Annotated in this window: 13 protein-coding genes; 8 read left to right on the forward strand and 5 right to left on the reverse strand. The window is 72.8% G+C overall.

Features of this window, described 5'->3' with window-relative positions; genetic code table 11:
- Positions 1–115: 115 nt before the first annotated feature.
- Positions 116–964: a class I SAM-dependent methyltransferase gene (locus IH09_RS26855; RefSeq protein WP_094793492.1), complete on the forward strand. Its 849-nt coding sequence runs from the start codon at positions 116–118 to the stop codon at positions 962–964.
- Positions 965–1202: 238 nt separating this feature from the next.
- Here IH09_RS26855 and IH09_RS26860 read toward each other — a convergent pair whose 3' ends face one another.
- Positions 1203–1970: a cobalt-precorrin-6A reductase gene (locus IH09_RS26860; RefSeq protein WP_052860072.1), complete on the reverse strand. Its 768-nt coding sequence runs from the start codon at positions 1968–1970 to the stop codon at positions 1203–1205.
- Positions 1971–2062: 92 nt separating this feature from the next.
- Between IH09_RS26860 and IH09_RS26865 the strand changes: the two genes are divergently transcribed.
- Positions 2063–3352 carry a cobalt-precorrin-5B (C(1))-methyltransferase gene (locus tag IH09_RS26865; RefSeq protein WP_052860102.1) on the forward strand — a complete coding sequence of 430 codons (1290 nt, stop codon included), beginning with the start codon at positions 2063–2065 and terminating at the stop codon, positions 3350–3352.
- Between the two features lie 175 nt (positions 3353–3527).
- Here IH09_RS26865 and cobM read toward each other — a convergent pair whose 3' ends face one another.
- Together cobM and cbiE are read right to left on the reverse strand one after the other, a co-directional pair.
- Positions 3528–4343, reverse strand: a complete 816-nt coding sequence (gene cobM, locus IH09_RS26870; RefSeq protein WP_052860073.1) for a precorrin-4 C(11)-methyltransferase — start codon at positions 4341–4343, stop codon at positions 3528–3530.
- Positions 4340–5935, reverse strand: coding sequence for a precorrin-6y C5,15-methyltransferase (decarboxylating) subunit CbiE (cbiE, locus tag IH09_RS26875; RefSeq protein ID WP_404827290.1), 1596 nt, complete (start codon positions 5933–5935; stop codon positions 4340–4342). The genes cobM and cbiE overlap by 4 nt, the downstream gene beginning before the upstream one ends.
- Before the next feature lie 381 nt (positions 5936–6316).
- Here cbiE and tsaD point away from each other — a divergent pair, with 381 nt between their 5' ends.
- On the forward strand, positions 6317–7522 hold the full coding sequence (tsaD, locus tag IH09_RS26880) for a tRNA (adenosine(37)-N6)-threonylcarbamoyltransferase complex transferase subunit TsaD (protein WP_240150376.1): 1206 nt from the start codon (positions 6317–6319) through the stop codon (positions 7520–7522).
- 103 nt (positions 7523–7625) lie between these two features.
- On the opposite strand, the gene IH09_RS26885 is transcribed toward tsaD, so the two are convergent.
- Positions 7626–8384, reverse strand: coding sequence for a DeoR/GlpR family DNA-binding transcription regulator (locus IH09_RS26885; RefSeq protein WP_052860074.1), 759 nt, complete (start codon positions 8382–8384; stop codon positions 7626–7628).
- Between the two features lie 316 nt (positions 8385–8700).
- Here IH09_RS26885 and IH09_RS26890 point away from each other — a divergent pair, with 316 nt between their 5' ends.
- From IH09_RS26890 to IH09_RS26900, 3 genes are all read left to right on the forward strand, one after another.
- Positions 8701–9840, forward strand: a complete 1140-nt coding sequence (locus tag IH09_RS26890) for an MFS transporter (RefSeq protein WP_240150380.1) — start codon at positions 8701–8703, stop codon at positions 9838–9840.
- A 311-nt stretch (positions 9841–10151) separates the two neighbouring features.
- The gene (locus IH09_RS26895) at positions 10152–11399 is read left to right on the forward strand and encodes a hypothetical protein (RefSeq protein WP_052860075.1); all 1248 of its coding nucleotides are present in this window, start codon (positions 10152–10154) and stop codon (positions 11397–11399) included.
- Complete coding sequence (locus tag IH09_RS26900) at positions 11396–12136, forward strand: hypothetical protein (protein ID WP_190233423.1); 741 nt, start codon at positions 11396–11398, stop codon at positions 12134–12136. The genes IH09_RS26895 and IH09_RS26900 overlap by 4 nt, the downstream gene beginning before the upstream one ends.
- On the opposite strand, the gene IH09_RS26905 is transcribed toward IH09_RS26900, so the two are convergent.
- Positions 12129–14435 carry a tetratricopeptide repeat protein gene (locus IH09_RS26905; protein WP_110952609.1) on the reverse strand — a complete coding sequence of 769 codons (2307 nt, stop codon included), beginning with the start codon at positions 14433–14435 and terminating at the stop codon, positions 12129–12131. The genes IH09_RS26900 and IH09_RS26905 overlap by 8 nt on opposite strands.
- 346 nt (positions 14436–14781) lie before the next feature.
- Here IH09_RS26905 and IH09_RS26910 point away from each other — a divergent pair, with 346 nt between their 5' ends.
- Both IH09_RS26910 and IH09_RS39350 read left to right on the forward strand, forming a co-directional pair.
- Positions 14782–18081, forward strand: coding sequence for an AfsR/SARP family transcriptional regulator (locus IH09_RS26910; protein ID WP_052860077.1), 3300 nt, complete (start codon positions 14782–14784; stop codon positions 18079–18081).
- A 168-nt stretch (positions 18082–18249) separates the two neighbouring features.
- A complete protein-coding gene (locus IH09_RS39350; RefSeq protein WP_190233424.1) occupies positions 18250–18459 on the forward strand; it encodes a hypothetical protein in 210 nt (69 codons plus the stop codon).
- Positions 18460–18474: the final 15 nt, after the last annotated feature.

The following is an 18474-nucleotide window of genomic DNA, read 5'->3' on the forward strand; positions in this document are numbered from 1 at the left end:
ACCACGATCCACCCCGACCGAGCACTCCCCGCGTGACACTGGTCGGACCGACCAAGACCAGACCCACCAGCCGGAAAGCCACCTAAATCACCGGTATTGCATCTAGCCTGGCCCGGTGACTGATGAGCAGGAGCGGGTGCAGCCGTCGGGAGTGTGGGCCACCGCGGTGGGGGTGGCCAGGGTGCGGGCGCTGGAGAGCGAGCGGGAGAACGCGCTGTTCCGCGACCCACTGGCACAAGCCTTCGCCGCCGCCGGCGGCCTGTGGCCCTCCTCGCCGCCGCCCGCTGACGAGGCCGCGCGACGCCGCCGGCTGGCCGTATCGCTCTCCATCGTCATCAGGACGAAGTTCCTCGACGACCTGTTGCAGCAAGCCTCCGCGTCCGGGGTCCGGCAGGTCGTGCTGCTCGGCGCCGGTATGGACAGCCGGGCCTTCCGGATGGACTGGCCCGAGGGCACCCGGCTGTTCGAGGTCGACACCGCCGCGCCACTGGGCTTCAAGGCTTCGGTGCTGCGCCAGGAGCGGGCCGTCGCACGCTGCGAGCGGATCACCGTCGCGGTGGATCTGCGTGCGGACTGGCCAGGCGCGCTGGCCGCCGCAGGGCACGACCCGGCCGTGCCGACCGCGTGGATCGCCGAAGGACTACTGATCTATCTGCCCCAGGACGCGGTGGAGCTCCTGCTGGCCCGGATCAGCGCGCAGTCGGCGGCAGGCAGTCGGATGGGGCTGACATTGGGCTCGCGCGGCGTGATCGAGCGCTTCGGCGCGGACGCCGCGCCGGGATCGGCGGCGTCCATGTGGGTCTCGGAGATGCCCGACGACCCGGTGGGCTGGCTGGTCGGACACGGCTGGGAGGCCGACAGCCACACCCTGCGCGAGCGCGCTGCCGCCTACGGCCGCCCGATCAGCACCCCGCCACAGCGCGCGGAGCAGCCCGGCGGGCTGATCTCGGCGGTCCGCCGGTAGCGCGCCTCCCCGTTCCCTGGACGGTCGATTCCAAGATCGGTTCCAAGGGAGCCTGATGAGTGGAGCCGGGTTCATGCGCGGCCGGCCGGTCATGCCAGTCATGCGCGCACTGACCGCCTACGGCCACTGAAACCACCATCAGGCGAAGATCAACATTCGCGGGACCGGCAGGGATCCACCCCCGAGACGGGAGCGCACCCGATCCGGCTCGTCTCGGCACAGCTCGGCTCGGCTCGCCTCAGGCGAAAAGGCGGCGCACCCAGTCCACGGCCTCCGCCGGATCCGCCGCCACCGGTACCCCCTCGGGGGCCGGGGGACGGCGGACGAGGACGACCGGGATGCCCGCCTCGCGTGCCGCCGTCAGTTTCGGGGCGGTCGCGGCGGCGCCGCTGTCCTTGGTGACCAGGACATCGATGCGGTGGCGGCGCAGCAGCTCGCGTTCGCCGTCGAGGGTGAAGGGGCCGCGGTCGAGGAGGGTCCGCATCCGGGGCGGGTGCGGGGGCTCGGGGGCGTCCACGGAGCGTACGAGGAACCAGAGGCCGGTCAGGTGGGCGAAGTGGGCCAGCCCCATCCGGCCGGTGGTGAGGAAGACGCGGGCGCCGAGGGCGGGGAGGGCGGCGGCCGCCTCGTCCAGGGACGCGACCTGGTGCCAGTCGTCGCCCGGACCCGGGACCCAGCCGGGCCGGCGGACAGCCAGCAGGGGAACATGGGCGGTAGCGGCGGCTTCGGCCGCGTTGTGACTGATCGTGCCGGCGAAAGGATGGGTGGCGTCGATGAGCGCGTCCACCGCGTGCTCGCGCAGCCAGCGGGCGAGGCCCTCGGGGCCGCCGAACCCTCCGATGCGGACGTCCCCGGCGGGCAGCCGCGGCGCGGCGACCCGGCCGGCGAGGGAGGTCGTGACCTGCGGTGCGAGGGGCGACGCGACCAGGTCGGCGGCCAGGCGGCGGGCCTCCGTGGTGCCGCCGAGGATCAGCAGACGGGGCACCGGGCGAGCGGCGTGGTTCATGGGGTGCGGGGTCCTCGGTAGCGGGTTCTGCGGTGGCGGGTGCGCCGGTTACGGATGCGCCGATCGCGGACGCCTCGGTCGCGGGTGCGTCCGTGGCTGAAGCGCAACCGAAGGGTACGGGAGGGCGCAGCGCTCAGCTCGCGCACACCGGGCTGCGGCCCGGCTGGACGACCGGTGCCTGTGCGACGGCGGCGAGTACGGCCGCGTACACCGCGCTGCTGAGCGGCGATTTCCCTGATCCGGTCACCATCACGCTGCCCAGGGGACAGACACCCGCCTTCGCGCTCGCCGTGGAGGAGCTGGGAACGGTGGATGAGCCGGGACCGGCGGGTGAGCTGGGGCCCGTTGAGGATTCGAGCCCCGTGGATGAGCTGGGGCCACCGAGCGAGCCGGGACCGTCGGGACTACGGGGCGAGTCGGGGCCACCGAGGCGGAGCCCCGTACGGAGCGCCATGGCCGGGGTGGTGAAGGACGCCGGGGACGATCCGGATGTGACGCACGGTGCGCTGATCCGCGCCCGGGTGCGGGCGCTGCCGGCCGGTTCCGGTGTGGTGTTCAAGGCGGGGCCGGGAGTGGGTACGGTCACCCGCCCCGGGCTGCCGCTGGACGTCGGGGAGCCCGCGATCAACCCCGTCCCCCGGCAGCTGATCCGCGAGCATCTGGCCGCGGTCGCCGCCCGCTGCGGCGGAAGCGGGGACGTCGAGGTCGAGATCTCGGTCGATCACGGTGCGGAGATCGCCCGCAGTACCTGGAACCCGCGGCTCGGCATCCTCGGCGGGCTGTCGATCCTGGGCACCACCGGCATCGTCGTCCCGTACTCCTGCTCCGCCTGGATCGACTCCATCCGGCGCGGGGTGGACGTGGCGCGGGCGGCGGGGCGGCGGCATGTGGCCGGGTGCACCGGTTCGACGTCGGAGAAGACGGTCGTCGCCCTCCACCACCTCCCCGAGGACGCGCTCCTGGACATGGGTGACTTCGCGGGCGCGGTGCTCAAGTACATCCGCCGCCACCCCGTCGACCGCCTCACCCTCTGCGGCGGCTTCGCCAAGCTGTCCAAACTGGCGGCCGGGCATCTCGATCTGCACTCCGCGCGCTCCCAGGTGGACAAGGGCTTCCTCGCCGAACTGGCCCGCCGCGGCGGCGCCGACGAGCCCCTGGCCACCGCCGTCGCCGAGGCCAACACCGGTCTCGCGGCCCTCCAGCTCTGCGCGGCGGCCGGCGTCCCCCTCGGCGACCTGGTCGCCGCCACGGCCCGCGACGAGGCCCTCGCCGTCCTCCGCGGCGCCCCCGTCGCGGTCGACGTCATCTGCATCGACCGGGCGGGGATGGTGGTGGGCCGGGCGGAGCCACGGGGGCCGGAGGGTCGGCGGGGCAGCGCCTGAGCGTGTTCCGCACACCGGACGGCGGCCCGGCGCCCCGTGCCCAGGGCGGCGGGCACCCAAGCTCCAGGTCCGGACCCGTCGTCAGCCCGGACCCGGCATCCACATCTGCATATCGGCGTCGGCGTCGGCCGGGATGCCCGTTCCCGAGCGGGTAACGGGCGCGTACGCACGCGGTTTACGGAGCGTCCACCGCCGACGCATCGGCCCGCGCGTCCCCCGCCGCACCGCAAGCGCCCTCCCCCGCCGCGTGCGGGCGTTCGCGGTCCGCCGAGTAGAGGTGGCTGTCGCGGAACCGGTCGGCGGCGAGGGTGCGGCCGACCAGGATGACGGCCGTGCGGACGATGCCGGCCGCCTTCACCTGATCGGCGATATCGGCGAGGGTGCCGCGCAGGACGACTTCGTCGGGGCGGGAGGCCATCGCGACGACGGCGGCCGGGCAGTCGGCCCCGTAGTGCGGCAGCAGTTCGTCGACCACCCGGTCCACGTACATCGCGGCCAGGTGCAGGACGAGCAGCGCGCCACTGCGGCCGAGGGTGGCGAGGTCCTCGCCCTCGGGCATGGGGGTGGCGCGCTGGGCGACACGGGTGAGAATGACGGTCTGGCCGACGGTCGGCACGGTCAGCTCGCGCTTGAGGGCGGCGGCCGCGGCGGCGAACGCCGGAACGCCCGGCACGACCTCGTACGGCACACCGGCCGCGTCCAGGCGGCGCATCTGTTCGGCGACGGCGCTGAAGACGGACGGGTCGCCGGAGTGCAGCCGGGCGACGTCGTGGCCCTCCTCATGGGCCCGGACCATCTCCCCGGTGATCGCGTCGAGGTCCAGCTGCGCGGTGTCGATGAGACGGGCGCCGGGCGGGCACTCGGCGAGCAGTTCGCGCGGCACCAGGCTGCCCGCGTACAGGCAGACCCCGCAGGCGGCCAGGGTGCGGGCGCCACGCACGGTGATCAGGTCGGCGGCGCCGGGGCCCGCCCCGATGAAGTAGACGGTCATCGTGGGTCTTCGCTCTCGTGAGGGAGGGTGTTGGCGAGGAGGGAGGTGGGTGTCCGGGGTGTCCCGGGCGATTTGACCGCCGTCCACTGGGTGACCGGCATCGCCTGCCGCCAGCCGGTGAAGCCGCCGACCGGCACCGCGTGCGCGACGGCCAGCCGGACCAGTTCGCCGCCGTGCCGCCGGTACCAGTCGGCGAGCAGCGCCTCGGACTCCAGCGTCACCGTGTTGGCGACGATCCGGCCGCCCGCGGGCAGCGCGTCCCAGCACGCGGCCAGCAGACCGGGGACGGTCAGCCCGCCGCCGATGAACACCGCGTCCGGCGTCGGCAGACCGGCCAGCGCCGCGGGCGCGCGCCCGGTGACGACGCGCAGCGCGGGCACGCCGAGCGCGCGTGCGTTACGGCCGATCCGCTCGGCCCGTACGGGATCGCGCTCGACGCTGACCGCCCGGCAGCCGCGGTGGGCGCGCAGCCACTCGATGGCGATGGAGCCGGAGCCGCCGCCGATGTCCCACAGCAGTTCACCGGGGGCGGGCGCCAGCGCGGCGAGGGTGGCGGCGCGGACATGGCGCTTGGTCAGCTGGCCGTCGTGCTCGTACGCCGCGTCGGGCAGCCCCGGCACGGCCGACAGCCGCAGCGTGCCGGGCTCCCGGACACAGTCCAGGGCGATGACGTTCAGCGGGTCGATGTCGGTCGGAGCGACGTTCAGGGGGGCGGTGTCGATCGGGATGGCGTCCAGGGGGGCGATGTCGGCGGCCGGGGTGACGTCGTTCGGAGGGACGATGCCGACGGCCGGGGTGACGTTCGGAGGATCGGCGTCAGCCGGGGTGACGTTCAGCGGATCGGCGTCAGCCGGGTGGTGGGCGGCGGTGATCGCGTCGCGGGTCTCCGGGGGCCACTCCGCCGCCGTGCCCTCGGCGGTCCGTTCGCGGTCGCCGCCGAGCTGTTGCAGGACCCGCATCCGGGTCGGGCCGTAGCCGTGCGCGCGCAGCAGCGTCGCGACCTCGGCGGGGGTGCCGGCGCCCGCGGAGAGCACCAGCACCCGGCGGCCGTCGTACAGCGCGGCGAGCAGGTTCTCGGCGGGCCGCCCGACGAGCGTGACGACCTCGGTCTCCTCCACCGGCCACCCGAGCCGGGCGCAGGCGTACGAGACGGAGGAGGGGTGCGGGAGCACCCGCAGCCGCGGGGCGGACGGGGCGGTGTGGGGGGCCGGGCCATCGGACATGACCGTCACGGCCTCCTCCAACACCTCGGTCAGCGTCCGCCCGATCCCGTAGAACATCGGGTCGCCGCTGGCCAGAACGGCGACCCGGCGGCCGGCGTGCGCGGCGAGCAGACCGGGGACGGCCGGACGCAGCGGCGAGGGCCAGGCGACCCGCTCGCCCGCGCACTCCGCGGGCAGCAGCGCAAGCTGCCGCGCCCCGCCGATCAGCGTCTCGGCGGTGCGCAGCGCCTCCCGGGACGCGTCGGGCAGACCGTCCCAGCCGTCGGCCCCGATACCCACGACGGTCACCGCCGACGGCAGGGAGGCGGGCGGTGCGGGCGGTGCTGCCGGGCCGGACGGTGTCGTCGGCCCAGGTGGTGCGGGGGTCACTGCCGAGTACCTCGGGATCGCGGTAAGGGTGAGATGAACGGCTTCGCACTCTACTGACCGGGGCGTCGCCCCGTGACAGCGAACCTTGATCGATTACTGCCGATACTGCTGGTCACTGCTGATTGCCGCCGACGCTCGGCCTCGGAGTGCCTCCGGAGGGCTCCCTTGCTCCGAAGGCTCCCTCGCCATCATCGGGCAAGTGCCGTCAGCGGGTGAGTGCCGCCGTCGGTCGCGGACGCCGCAGCAACCACTGCCAGAAACTGCGGCGGGGCGGCTTGGCCCCGCGCACCCTCCGTCCTCTTGCCTTCCCCTTTGCTGGCCCCCCGTTCCCCTTATTGCCTACACTTCGCAATTACTCACTCAATGCAAGAAGGGACCGCGATGCCGACGAAGAAGTGGTCCGCGGGCTCGCCGCGGGGCGGGGCCGCCGGCTCCGTGCGCGGCCGTACCGCCGGCTCCCCCGTCGTGCTGGGTATCGAGTCCTCCTGCGACGAGACCGGTGCGGGGCTGGTGTGCGACGGGCGGCTGCTCGGGCATGCGCTGGCGTCGAGCATGGATGAGCACGCCCGGTTCGGCGGGGTGGTGCCGGAGATCGCCGCGCGCGCCCATGTGCACGCCCTGACGCCCGTGGTGCGTGAGGCGCTGGACGACGCGGGGCTGACGGCCGCCGATATCGGGGCGGTCGCGGTGACCACCGGTCCGGGGCTCTCCGGTGCGCTTCAGGTGGGGCTGGCCGGTGCGAAGGGGCTGGCGTACGCGCTCGGCGTCCCGCTGTACGGCGTCCACCACCTGGCCGGGCATGTCGCCGCCGACACCCTCGAACACGGCCCGCTGCCCGACCCCTGCGTGGTGCTGATCGTCTCCGGCGGCCACACCTCGCTGCTGCTCGTACGCGATCTGGCCCGCGACCCGATCACGCACCTCAGCGACACCCTGGACGACGCCGCCGGGGAGTGCTTCGACAAGGTCGCCCGGGTCTTCGGGCTGCCCTATCCGGGCGGCCCGGCCATCGACCGGACCGCGCGCACGGGGGATCCGCGCGCGGTCCCGTTCCCCCGTCCGCTCACCACGGGCCCGTCCGCGAACCGCTTCACGTTCTCCTTCTCGGGCCTGAAGACCGCGGCGGCCCGCTGGGCGGAACGCCATCACGCCGCCGGACTGCCCCTCCCGCTCGCCGACGGCGCGGCCTCGCTCCAGGAGGCGGTCGCCGATGTCCTCACCCGCAAGGCGGTGGCCGCCTGCACCGAACACGGTGTACGGACCCTGGTCGTGGTCGGCGGTGTGGCCGCCAACTCGCGGGTCCGCGCGCTGGCCCAGGAGCGCTGCGCCGCGGCCGGTATCACCCTGCGCGTACCGCCGCTGCGGCTGTGCACCGACAACGGCGCGATGATCGCCGCCGTCGGCGACCTCCTGGTCCGCGCGGGCGCCGAACCGGCCCCGCTGGACGTCTCGATCGACCCGTCGGCGCCGCTGGAGTACGCGGCGCTGCATCCGGTGGCACGAGGGCCGCACCTGGTGACACCAGGGACGTACCCGGTGGCACCAGGGCAGCACCCGGTGGCACCAGGGCCGTACCCGTCGGGGTGAGGGCCGCACCGCTGAGGTGCGGGCCCCGCGGACACGGTGTCCGCAGACGCCGTGTCCGCAGACACCACGTCCCCAGGCACGGCGTCCCCAGGCACGGCGTCCGTCACACCCGCCGTACCACCACCCCGGCCGCCGTCAGGGCGTCCACGGCCTCGTCCGGCGCGGCCGTGTCGGTCACCACGACGTCGAGGGCGGTGGCGGCCGCGACGAAGGCCAGCGCCGTACGGGAGAGCTTCGCCGCGTCGGCGACCGCGATCACCCGGCGGGCCGAGGCCATCGCGGCGCGTTTGATCGCCGCGTCGGCCAGGTCGTACGCGGTCAGCCCGTCCCCCGGCGTCAGCCCGCAGCAGCCGATGACGGCGGTGTCGAAGCGCAGCGCGGCCAGTGACGCCTCGGCGAGCGGGCCGGTCACCGCCAGTTCGCCGGGGCGGGGCTCGCCGCCCGGCAGCAGCAGTTTGAGCGTGGGGGCACCAGCCAGGACGTTGGCGGCGTGCAGCGAGAGCGGCAGCGCGGTGAGCGGGCGGTCGCGCAGCGCCTTGGCGACCTCCAGGCAGGTCGTACCGCTGTCGATGAGGACGGACTCACCGTCGGCGATCTGCCCGGCCACCTCGGCGGCGATCCGCTCCTTGACGTCCAGGCCCTCCCGGACGCGCAGTCCGAACGGCGGCCCCTCGCCGCGCAGTACGAGGCTTCTGGCGCCACCGCGGTAGCGCTCCAGTACGCCCTGTTCCGCCAGGTGCTCCAGATCGCGCCGGATGGTCATCTCCGAGGCGCCCGTGAGCGCGGCCAGTTCCGTGACGCTCAGCCGCTCGGACTCGCGCAGGGCCCGGGTGATCAAAGTGAGCCGGTCGGTACTCGACATCCCCGCATACATGCCCGTATCGCACATCCATAACGTTCATAAGTCAAGCTAGCGAACATGATATGCGTTCGTTAGCCTCCGGAAGATGAACACTTCGAGTGCCTCGTCCTCGCCTTCCCCCTCGTCTTCCTCGTCCTCCGCGGCCTCCCCTTCCAGCCCCGCGCCCACCACGGCCCCCGCCGCCCCGCCGGACCGCGACGGCCGCCCGCCCACCGGACCACCGGCCGGGTCGGCGGCCGCTCCGCCGGACCGCCGGCTGCGCGCGGCCCGCCTGGCCACCTTCGGGTTCTTCGGGCTCAACGGCTTCGTCATGGGCATGTGGATCGTGCACATCCCGGCCATCGAGCACCGGACCGGCGTCACCCACGCCGTGCTCGGCTGGCTGCTGCTCTTCCTCGGCGGCGGCGCGTTCGCCGGGATGCAGCTCTGCGGCCCGCTCACCGACCGGTTCGGCAGCCACCGCGTCGTTCCCGCGGGCGGACTGCTGTGCAGCGCCGCGCTCGTCCTGCCGGGCCTGGCCCAGGGACCGTGGGCACTGGCGGCGGCGCTGCTGGTACTCGGCTTCGGCAACGGCTGCCTGGACGTCGGCATGAACACGCACGCCGTCCACGTGGAGAGCCGGTACGGACGGCCCGTCATGTCCGCCTTCCACGCGGTGTTCTCCGTCGGCGGGGTGCTCGCCGCGCTGGTCGGCGCCCGGACGCTCAGCTGGGGCTGGAGCGCGCCCGTCACGCTGAGCTGCATCGCCGCTCTCGGCGTGGCCGTCACGCTGGTCACCACCACGGGGCTGCTGCGGCCGCGGCCGGACGGCCCGGCCCCCGACGGCGGCCCCGCGAACCAGAGCCTCGCCGAGGACACCAACGGCCACGGAGACGCCGAGGTCGCCCCCGGCGGGAAGTCCGGCAAGCGCCGTACGCCCTCCCGCATCTGGGCGCTCGCCGTACTGGCTCTGGCCCTGATGCTCTGCGAAGGCGTCGCGAACGACTGGAGCGCGCTGCACCTCCGCGACGTCCTGGACGCCCCGGCCGCGACGGCCGCGCTCGCCTACGGTGCCTTCGCCACGGCGATGACCGTCGGCAGGTTCGCCACCGACCGCGTCGTCGCCCGGATCGGCCCGGTGCGCCTGGTCCGCTACGGCACGGCCCTGGCCGCCGCCGGGCTCGTGGCCACCGCGCTCTCCCCGTGGATCCCCCTCGCACTGGCCGGCTGGACGGTCTTCGGCATCGGCCTCTCCGGCTGCATCCCGCAGTTCTTCAGCGCCGCGGGCCACGCCGACGCGGGCGCCTCCGGGGCGAACGTCTCCCGCGTCGCCGGCCTGGGCTACCTCGGCGTCCTCGCCGGCCCCGCCGTCATCGGCCCACTGACCCAGGTCATCCCGCTCAACCTCACGTTCTTCCTGCCGGTGGCCCTGTGCGCACTGGCGGCCTGCACGGCGGGGGTGGTCCGCGCTCGGTGAAGGGGCGGGGTGGGCGAAGAGAAGCGAACGCCGGGCAACGAGCCCCGCCGGCGAACGCCGTGCAACGAACACAGCCAAGCGGATGCCGTGAAACAAGCAAAGGTGAGGTGAACGGCGCGAAGCGAAGGTGCGCAGTAAACCAACTCCCGTCGCCACCACGGGAGTCAACACGCCGCAGGCAAGGTTTCCGCAAGGATGCGGCAAGCCTTTCGCAAGTCTCCCCGGGCATGAGCCCCGCCAACCGGCCACCAACCGGTACAGCGGCCGGCCGGACCGATCACACATGGGGGGATGCCGTGACGGCATTGGGCATGTTCGAAAAGGATCCACACCACGGCCACAACTTACGCGAATGGCTCACACTCACGGGCCGTAAGCGGATTCTGTTCGTCGCACACACCGTGACGTACGCGAAGCGGCTGCAAGAGGTGTGCGCACTGCTGGAGTCGGACCTGCGGATCCAGATGGTGTTCACCGCGCCGCCGCACCCGTTCAGCGACGGCGTGGCGCAGTTTCTCCACCGGCTCGGCAGCGCGGTGCTGCCCTGGAGCGAGGCGGTCCGGATGGAGTTCGATCTCGCGTTGGCGGCAGGGCCACGGGGCATGGGCGAGATCCGGGCGCCCCTGATCACGCTGCCGCACGGTGCCAACTACCTCAAGCGCGTGACCGAGGGGGCGGACACTCGCGTGGCGGGGCTCGGGCGGCAGGACATCATCCCGGACGGCCGGGAGCTGCCCGCCGCGGTGGTCCTGCCCCACCGGGACCACCTCGGCGAGCTGGCGCACTCGTGCCCGGAGGCCCTGCCGGTGGCGGCCGTGATCGGCGACCCCGTCCACGACCGCATCGTGGCCAGCCTCCCGCTGCGTCGCGCCTACCGCCGGGCGCTGGGCCTCCGGAAGGGGCAACGGCTCGCCGCCGTCGTCTCCACCTGGGGCAGGCGTTCCTCCTTCGGGTCCATCGAATCCCTGCTGCCACGGCTGCTGGGCGAGCTGGCGGGGAAGAACCGCCGGGTGGCCGTCCTGGTCCACCCCAACGTCTGGTCCGGGCACGGCGCCTGGCAGGTACGGTCCTGGCTTGCGCAGTGCGAACAGCGCGGCATCGCGGTGGTGCCACCGGAAGCGGACTGGCGGCCCGTGCTGATCGCGGCGGACTGGATCATCGGCGACCACGGCTCCGTGACCTTGTACGGGACGCTGACCAAGGCCCCGATCTTGCTGGCCGCATCGCCCGAGCAGGAGATCAACCCCGCCTCACCGGCCGCCGCGCTCGCGCTGACGGCCCCGGCGCTGTCCCCCGCGCACTCCCTCAAGAGCCAGTTGGCGTACGCCGCGGTCGAGTACCGGCACCGGCAGCGGACGGAATACGCGGCCATCGCCGCCCGCATCACCTCCGAGCCGGGGCGGTTCAGCCAGAACATGCGCAGGCTGCTCTACCGGAACCTCGGCCTCGGCCAGCCCGCACACCCGGCCACCACCCGCCAACTGCCCCTGCCGCCGCAGCTGGCGGCGTGGGCCGCGGCACCCGGCGCCGGGGACCTGGGAACGGAGGTGCCGGCATGACGAGTCCGCGGAACGCCGCGGCACCGCGGCCCGAAGTGCCGCCGCCCGCGGCCCCGCCGCCCACCACGCCGGTCCGGGCCGCCGCGCCCCGGCCCCCGGTGCCATGGACGCATCCGGAGTGGGCGCGGGCCGAGTGGACGCGGGCCGCGTGGGCACGGGCGGAGTGGGTGTACCGGGGCCGGCGAATGGTGCGGGTGCGGGCCGGGCTGCCCGGCAGCCTGTCCGCCACCGGTATCCCCCGCTCCGTACCGGCGCTCACGCTGTTCGCCGCCACGCGCACCGGCGGGTACACCGCGGTGGCCCGCGTCGCCGGAGCCGCCGGAGGGAGCGGGGTCCGGCCCGACGTGACAGGACCGCCGGATAGCGCACGCCCACCGGACGACCTCGACGAGCACTTCGCCGTGGATGCCGAATCCGGTGCGGCGGACCGCTGGCTGGACTGCGCGGACGTACTGCACGGACACCGGCCCCGGCCGGAACGGGCCGCACTGCGCTGGGTCGAGAACGTACTGACCCGTCGCACCGGCTGCCGGCTCGCCGCGCTTCCGCTGCCCGACGGCGGCTGGGCGGTCGCGGAACGCACCGGCAGCCGCCGGCTGCCGCCCTCCGCGTCGGCGTCCGGCCGGCCGCTGACGCCCATGGAGTGTTCCCTGGTGGCGTCGTGTCTGCACGGGCTGCTGGTGGCGGGCGACGCAGGGGAGGCGCTGCTGTCCCTCACTGTGCTGCCGGTCAGCTAGGACGGTCCCCGGGGGGATCTGCTGAATCTGCCGGATCTACTGAACCGGCCGGGTCTGTTGCGCCGGCCGGACCTGACGGCTCAACGGGCCCGGCGGGCTGAATGGGCTGACCCGATTCGACAGGTTCGGCGGGCCCGGCAGGCCCAACGGGTTCGTCGGATCCCGTCACCCCGGCCAGCAGATCCCCCACCCGGCGTGCGTCGGACGGGCTCTGCCGCTCGTACAGGGCCCGGGAACGCTCGTAGAAGCCTCGCGCGACGGCGAGGTCGGCGTGTTCCCGGGCGCAGGTGCCGAGCAGCTCCAGCGTCCTGGCCTGCCAGTGCGCGGCGCCCGCCGCCTCGAACACCGCACCCGCGTCCGCGAGTTGGGCCATACCCGACTCGTACGCGCCGGTCAGCACCCGGGCCCGGCCGAGGAGGGCGAGCGCCCGCGCGGCGTCGTAGGGGTCGTCCACCGCGAGCAGCGCTTTGTGGGCCCGCGCGAAATACTCCGCGGCCCGTTGCCCGGTCCGCGCACCGGGCCGTTCCGCGTCCCCGTCCGCCAGAACCATCTCACCCAGCACGATCCGCGACAGGGCGGCCCCCCGCGGATAGCCGACCGCCTCCCAGCTGTCTATCGCCCGCGCCAGAAAGGACGTGGCCTCCGCAGGACGCCCGGCCTGCCAGTGGGCCGTGCCGAGTCCGTGCAGCGCCTGGCCTTCGTCCCGTACGTCCCCGGCCTCACGGGCGGCGTCGAGCGACCGGGTGAACCAGGTGATGGCCTCCTCGACCCGCCCGGCGGCGTTGAAGCCGATGGCGCCGGAGTTGAGCATCTGCCGTTCCGCCGTACGGTTTCCGGCCCGCCGCGCGGCACGCAGACCGGTTTCGTGTGCGTCCGCCCACAGCTCGAAGTAGCGCAGCCGGTGGAACAACGGCCACATCGCGTCGACGAGTTGCCAGGCGAGGTCGTCCCACTGTCGTGCGTAGGCGGCGCGCACGGCGGCCAGCAGGTCGTTCCGTCGGGTTTCGAGCCAGTTCAGCGCGTCGGTCTCCCGGGCGAAGGGACGGAGCGCATCCGGCGGGAACCGGTACTCCCTGGACAGGGTGAACTGACGTGGGGACAGCAGCCGCTGGGCCTCCGTCGCGGTGGCCAGATACCAGTCGCACACCCGCCGCAGCGTCTCGTCGAGGGCCGCCGCACTCTCCTCGGTCCGCCCCCGTTCCTCGGCGTGCAGCCGGACCAGATCGTGGAAACGGTAGGCGTCCGCGCCGATGTCCTCGACCAGATTGGCCTCCACCAGTGCGTCGAGCAGCCGGCCCGCCTCCACCAGCGGGATCGCGCAGACCGCCGCCGCGATACGGGCCTCGAAGGTGCGGACCGGCAGCAGCGCGAGGCGCCGGTAGAGCCGCCTGACGTCAGCGGTCAGCACCGCGTACGACTCGTCCAGTGCGTTGTACACCGAGGACTCCGATTCCCCTGTGATGGCCAGCGCCGCCAGCCGGCCGCGTTCCTGGGCGAGCGCGTCCACCATGGCGCTCATCGGCTGCCGGGGTCTGGAGGCGAGACGCGCGGACGCCAGGCAGACCGCCAGGGGCAGCCCGGCACAGAGCGAGACCACCTCGTCCGCCTCACTGGACTCGCTCTCCACGCGGTCCTGACCGATCCCGCGGGACAGGATCTCCACGGCGGCCGCCCGGTCCAGCAGGCCGAGCTGGTAGTAGAGCGCACCGTCGGCGCGCAGGCCGGTGAGCCGGTGTCTGCTGGTCGCGACGACCAGACCGCCCTGGCCACCGGGCAGCAGCGGCCGGGCCTGGGCGGCGGAGAAGACGTTGTCGAGCATGACGGCGATACGCAGCGCCGCGGTGACCGAACGCCACAGCGCGGTCTGCTCCCCCAGGTCGGCCGGTACCGGACCGACACCGAGCGCTCGCAGGAATTGGCCGAGTATCTCGCCGGGCGCGGCCGGGCCCTCCGGTGAGTGGCCGCGCAGATCCGCGTACAACTGGCCGTCCGGAAACCGCTCCGCCGCGTCTCTCAGCCACCGCGACACCAGCGCCGTCTTGCCGATACCGGCCGTCCCGCTGACCACGATCAGCGGGGTGGCGGTGTCCGGGCAGCGGGCGTAGAGCTCGTCCAGGGCCGACAGCTCGCGCTCACGGTTGGTGAAGTGCGGGGAAACGGGGAGCAGTTGACGCGGTACGGGGAGGACCGGCGCGGCGGCCCCCGGGTAGATGTGAAGCCCGCCGCGGACCGCCCCGGCCTGGACGCTCGGCCCGTTGATCCAGGCCGAGCCCCCTATGGCGTTCACATCCCGATGCATCCGCGCCCCCGTCCCGGTACGTCGTGAATCAGTACGCCGTGGAGCAGTGCTACGTCGTGGAGCGGTACTACGTCGCAAAGCGGTGCGTGGTGGAACGGTGCGTCGTGGAACAGTGCGCGGCGGAGTGACCCCGCCGTCTCGCCCGCCTGTCCCCTGCCCGGCCGTCCCCCGGCGCCACACCCCGCGCTCCCAAGCCACTTACCCCCATGCCGCTTGCCCCCATGCGCCCTTTTTGATCACATCAGCATTACCCATGAACGGCCAAGAGGAGTCCACTCCCGCACCCAACAGGCCGGATTCAGTCGCCTGTTGGGTAAGCCCCTGGCCACTCCCTCCGGCGAGTGACATGCTCACAAAGGTGGTGGGCTGCGCCGTCGAGGGGGAGGCGCCGGTGGAAATTTTCGTGCTCGGTCCCGTCTGTCTCGGATCGCGGCAACGCCGGATCGCACTGCGCTCCGACAAGGAGCGGTGCGTCCTTGCCTCGCTGGCCTTGGCGGTGGGCCGCCCCGTGGCCCTGGACACTCTCGTCGGACGCCTCTGGGACGGCGATCCGCCCGATAGAGCACGCCAGGCCGTCCACACCTACGTCTCACGTCTCCGTTCGGATCTCCGCCGGGCCCACGCGAGTACCGGCACCCACACCGACGCCACGACCGGCACCTCCGCGCCCGCCATCACCCACCACGCCCACACCTACACCCTCGACGCCGATCCGGACCGTATCGACTGGCACCGCTTCCAGCGCCTCGCCACACAGGCCCGGTCACTGTCCCACGACGGGGACGACGAAGCCGCCGCCGCCCTGCTGCACGAGGCGGAGCGGCTCTGGCACGGGGAGGCTCTCGCCGGGCTGCCGGGCAGCTGGTCCGAGCGGACGCGTACAAGCCTCGCGGAGAAACGGCTCGGCGTCACCTCGTCGCGTATCGCCATGGAGCTGCGGCTGCGGCGCTTCAGCGATCTCGTCGGCGATCTGTCCTCCCTCGCCGGCCAGTACCCCGACGACGAGAGCCTGTTGGGCCAGCTCATGGTGGCGTACTACGGCTGCGGCCGGCACGCGGACGCGCTGCGCGTCCACGAGGAGGCACGCCGCCGGCTGCGGGCGGAACTGGGCGCCGTTCCGGGCGAGGAACTCACCCGGATCCACCGGCACATCCTGCACCGCGGCCCCCTGGAGGACCTCCTCCCGGGCGCCGCCGCGGACCACGGAACCCCCTCCGCCGCGCCGCCCCGTAACCTCCCCCGCCATATCCCCCTCATCGGCCGGCACACGGAGATGCGGCGGCTCCGGGCCGCCGTCGACGCGGTCATGAACAGCGGCGCGGGCAGCGGCATGGACAGTGGGGGTGGCGGTCACATCGTGGCCCTGGAGGCGATCTCCGGCATGGCCGGCGTCGGCAAGACCGCCATGGCGGTCAGCGCGGCCCATTTGCTCGGCGAGCGCTTCCCCGACGGGCAGTTGTACCTCGACCTACGGGCGCACGCCCAGGTCCAGGACCCGCTGAGCGCGGGCGCGGCGCTCGCGGTGCTGCTCCGCCTCATGGGGGTCCCGGCCGACGGCATCCCCTCCGACATCGAGGAACGCACCGCCCTGTGGCGCACCGTCCTGACGCGCCGGCGCATGGTCATCGTCCTCGACGACGCGGCCGGCACCGCCCAGGTCCGACCGCTGCTCCCCGGTTCCTCCCCGTCCCTCGTCATCATCACCAGCCGGCGCCGGCTGTCCGGCCTGCCCGGCGCCCGCACGCTCGCCCTGGACGTGCTACCGCCGGACGACGCGGTCGCGCTCTTCAGGGAGTTCGCCGGTGCGGACCGCACCCGGGAATCGGACGTCCGGGAAATCGCCCGTATCGTCGGTCTTTGCGGCTATCTGCCCTTGGCGATCGAGATCGTCGCCAATCGCTTCAGCGCCCGTCCCTCGTGGACCCTGCGCATCCTTCGCGACCGGCTCTCCCGGGGTCCTGGCCGACTCGGCGAATTCCGGGACGGGAACTCGGAGATCGCCCGCGCATTCGAACTCTCCTATCAGACCCTGACCGTTGATCAGCGATCCATGTTCCGCCGGCTCGGGCTCCACCTCGGCGCGGAGTTCGGGCCGCATGCCGCGGCGTCCCTGACCGGTCTGCCGCTCGACCAGGCCGAATGGCACCTCGAAACACTCCTGCACTGCCATCTGCTCCAGGAACCCGCGCCCAACCGGTACCGATTTCATGATCTGTTGGGGGAGTACGCACGCGTCCTGGCATTCTCCGAGGACAGCACGGAAGAGCGCGACGCCGCCCTGCGCCGCCTGATCGACTTCTATCTCTTCGCCGCGGTCCGGGCCGACACTCTCCTCTACCCACGGCGCTTCCGCCTGCCGGTCCAGGAAATGGCCGATCTTGCCCTCTCTCCGCTGCCCGTCTGGCGCTCCGCCGAGGACGCCAAGGACTGGCTGACCACCGAGCGGTCCAACCTGCTGACCGCCGAGCGGCACGCCCGCACCCACGGGGCGCCCGACCGGGCCGCACTGCTCAGCCATGCGCTGGCCGGTTTCCTGGACGCCGAATGCCACTGGACGGACACCGTCCGCATGCACCGGCACGCCGTTGACCACTGGGAACGCGCCGACGACCGGCGTGCGTTACGGCTCGCCCTGCTCGACCTCGGCGCGACCCACGCGAACACCAGCGACTACGCCCAGGCGGCGGAGACCGGCCGCCGGGCACTGGCGCTGGCCCGCGCCGCCGGCGACACGGACACCACGGCAGCGGCCCTCCGCGCCCTGGGCGTCCTGCACTGGCACCTCGGAGAGAACGACGAAGCACTCGCCCTCTACGAGGAGACCCTGGAAATCCAGCTGGCCTCGGGAAACGCCTGGGACCTGGCCAGGACACAGAACAATATCGCCATCTCATTCCTCTCTCTCGGAGACCACCACCGGGCCCGCAAATATTTCCACGAGGCAATCGAGAATTTCCAGCTGTCGGGCGATCAGCGGAATCTGGCGAAGACTCTCAATAATTTCGGCGATTTACATACGCTGCTGGGCGAGCAGCGACTCGCCCGCCAGACTTACGAAGAGTCGCTCCGTATCGCAAAATCCAGCGGAAGCCATTCCGACCAGGCCACCATCCAGGCAAATCTGGCCGGCTTCCTGGCCGCCACCGGGGATGTCGAACTCGCGCTGGACATGTATCAGGAATGCCTCTTCATCTTCCGGCGGCTCGGCGACCGGAAGAACGAGGCGAACAGTCTCATCGGACTGGGCAGGGTCCATCACCTCTTGGGCCGTCCCGTCGAGGCCGCCACGTACCACGGGAAGGCCCTGGAGCTGGCACGCAACATCGGCGCGGCCCACGAGGAGGTCGAAGCCCTGCGCCGGCTGGGCCAGGCGGAGGCCGATATGCAGCAGCTGCCGGACGCCGCCGAGCACCTGGAGGCGGCGATCGCCGCGGCCCGGCGGATGCGCTCCCCGGAGGAGGAGGCCAGGGCGGCGGACACGCTGGCCGAGGTCCGCGTCCACGAGGGCCGCACCGAATCCGCCCGCGCGTTATGGCAGCAGGCGTACGACATCTTCTCTTCGCTCGACCAGAGTGAGGCGGCCCGCATCAGTGAATGCTTGAGTAATATGCCGGGGCCATTTTCGCCCGGCAATGAGAATCGGTAATATTCACCTGGCAAAATCGATGGGGACCTGTCCGAAGGATCGTGACACATATCCGTACGCCCCGATCCTCTCGCTTTGCACACGCCACACTTTTACGCTTTTGCATCGCCAATCCCTCCCGTGATAATCCTCTGTTTCGAAGATCCCCTTTCGCATACGAGGATTCACGTGAAACCACGCATGAGGCCCTGTGTCGCCGTTGCAATTACGGGCTTCGCCCTCATCGGGACGCAGATAGCCATGGCCTCGGCCGCATCGGCAGCAGAGTCGACCGGTGCCCACCGCACCATGGTCAGCCCGGTCCAGGCGCAGCACCCGGCCTCGGACTCCGCCGAGCAGAGGGACATCTGCATCCCCACCTCCGCACCCGCGGCCTGACACTCGGACACCCGG

Source organism: Streptomyces celluloflavus (genome assembly GCA_000720995.1).
Taxonomy (GTDB): Bacteria; Actinomycetota; Actinomycetes; order Streptomycetales; family Streptomycetaceae; genus Streptomyces; species Streptomyces celluloflavus.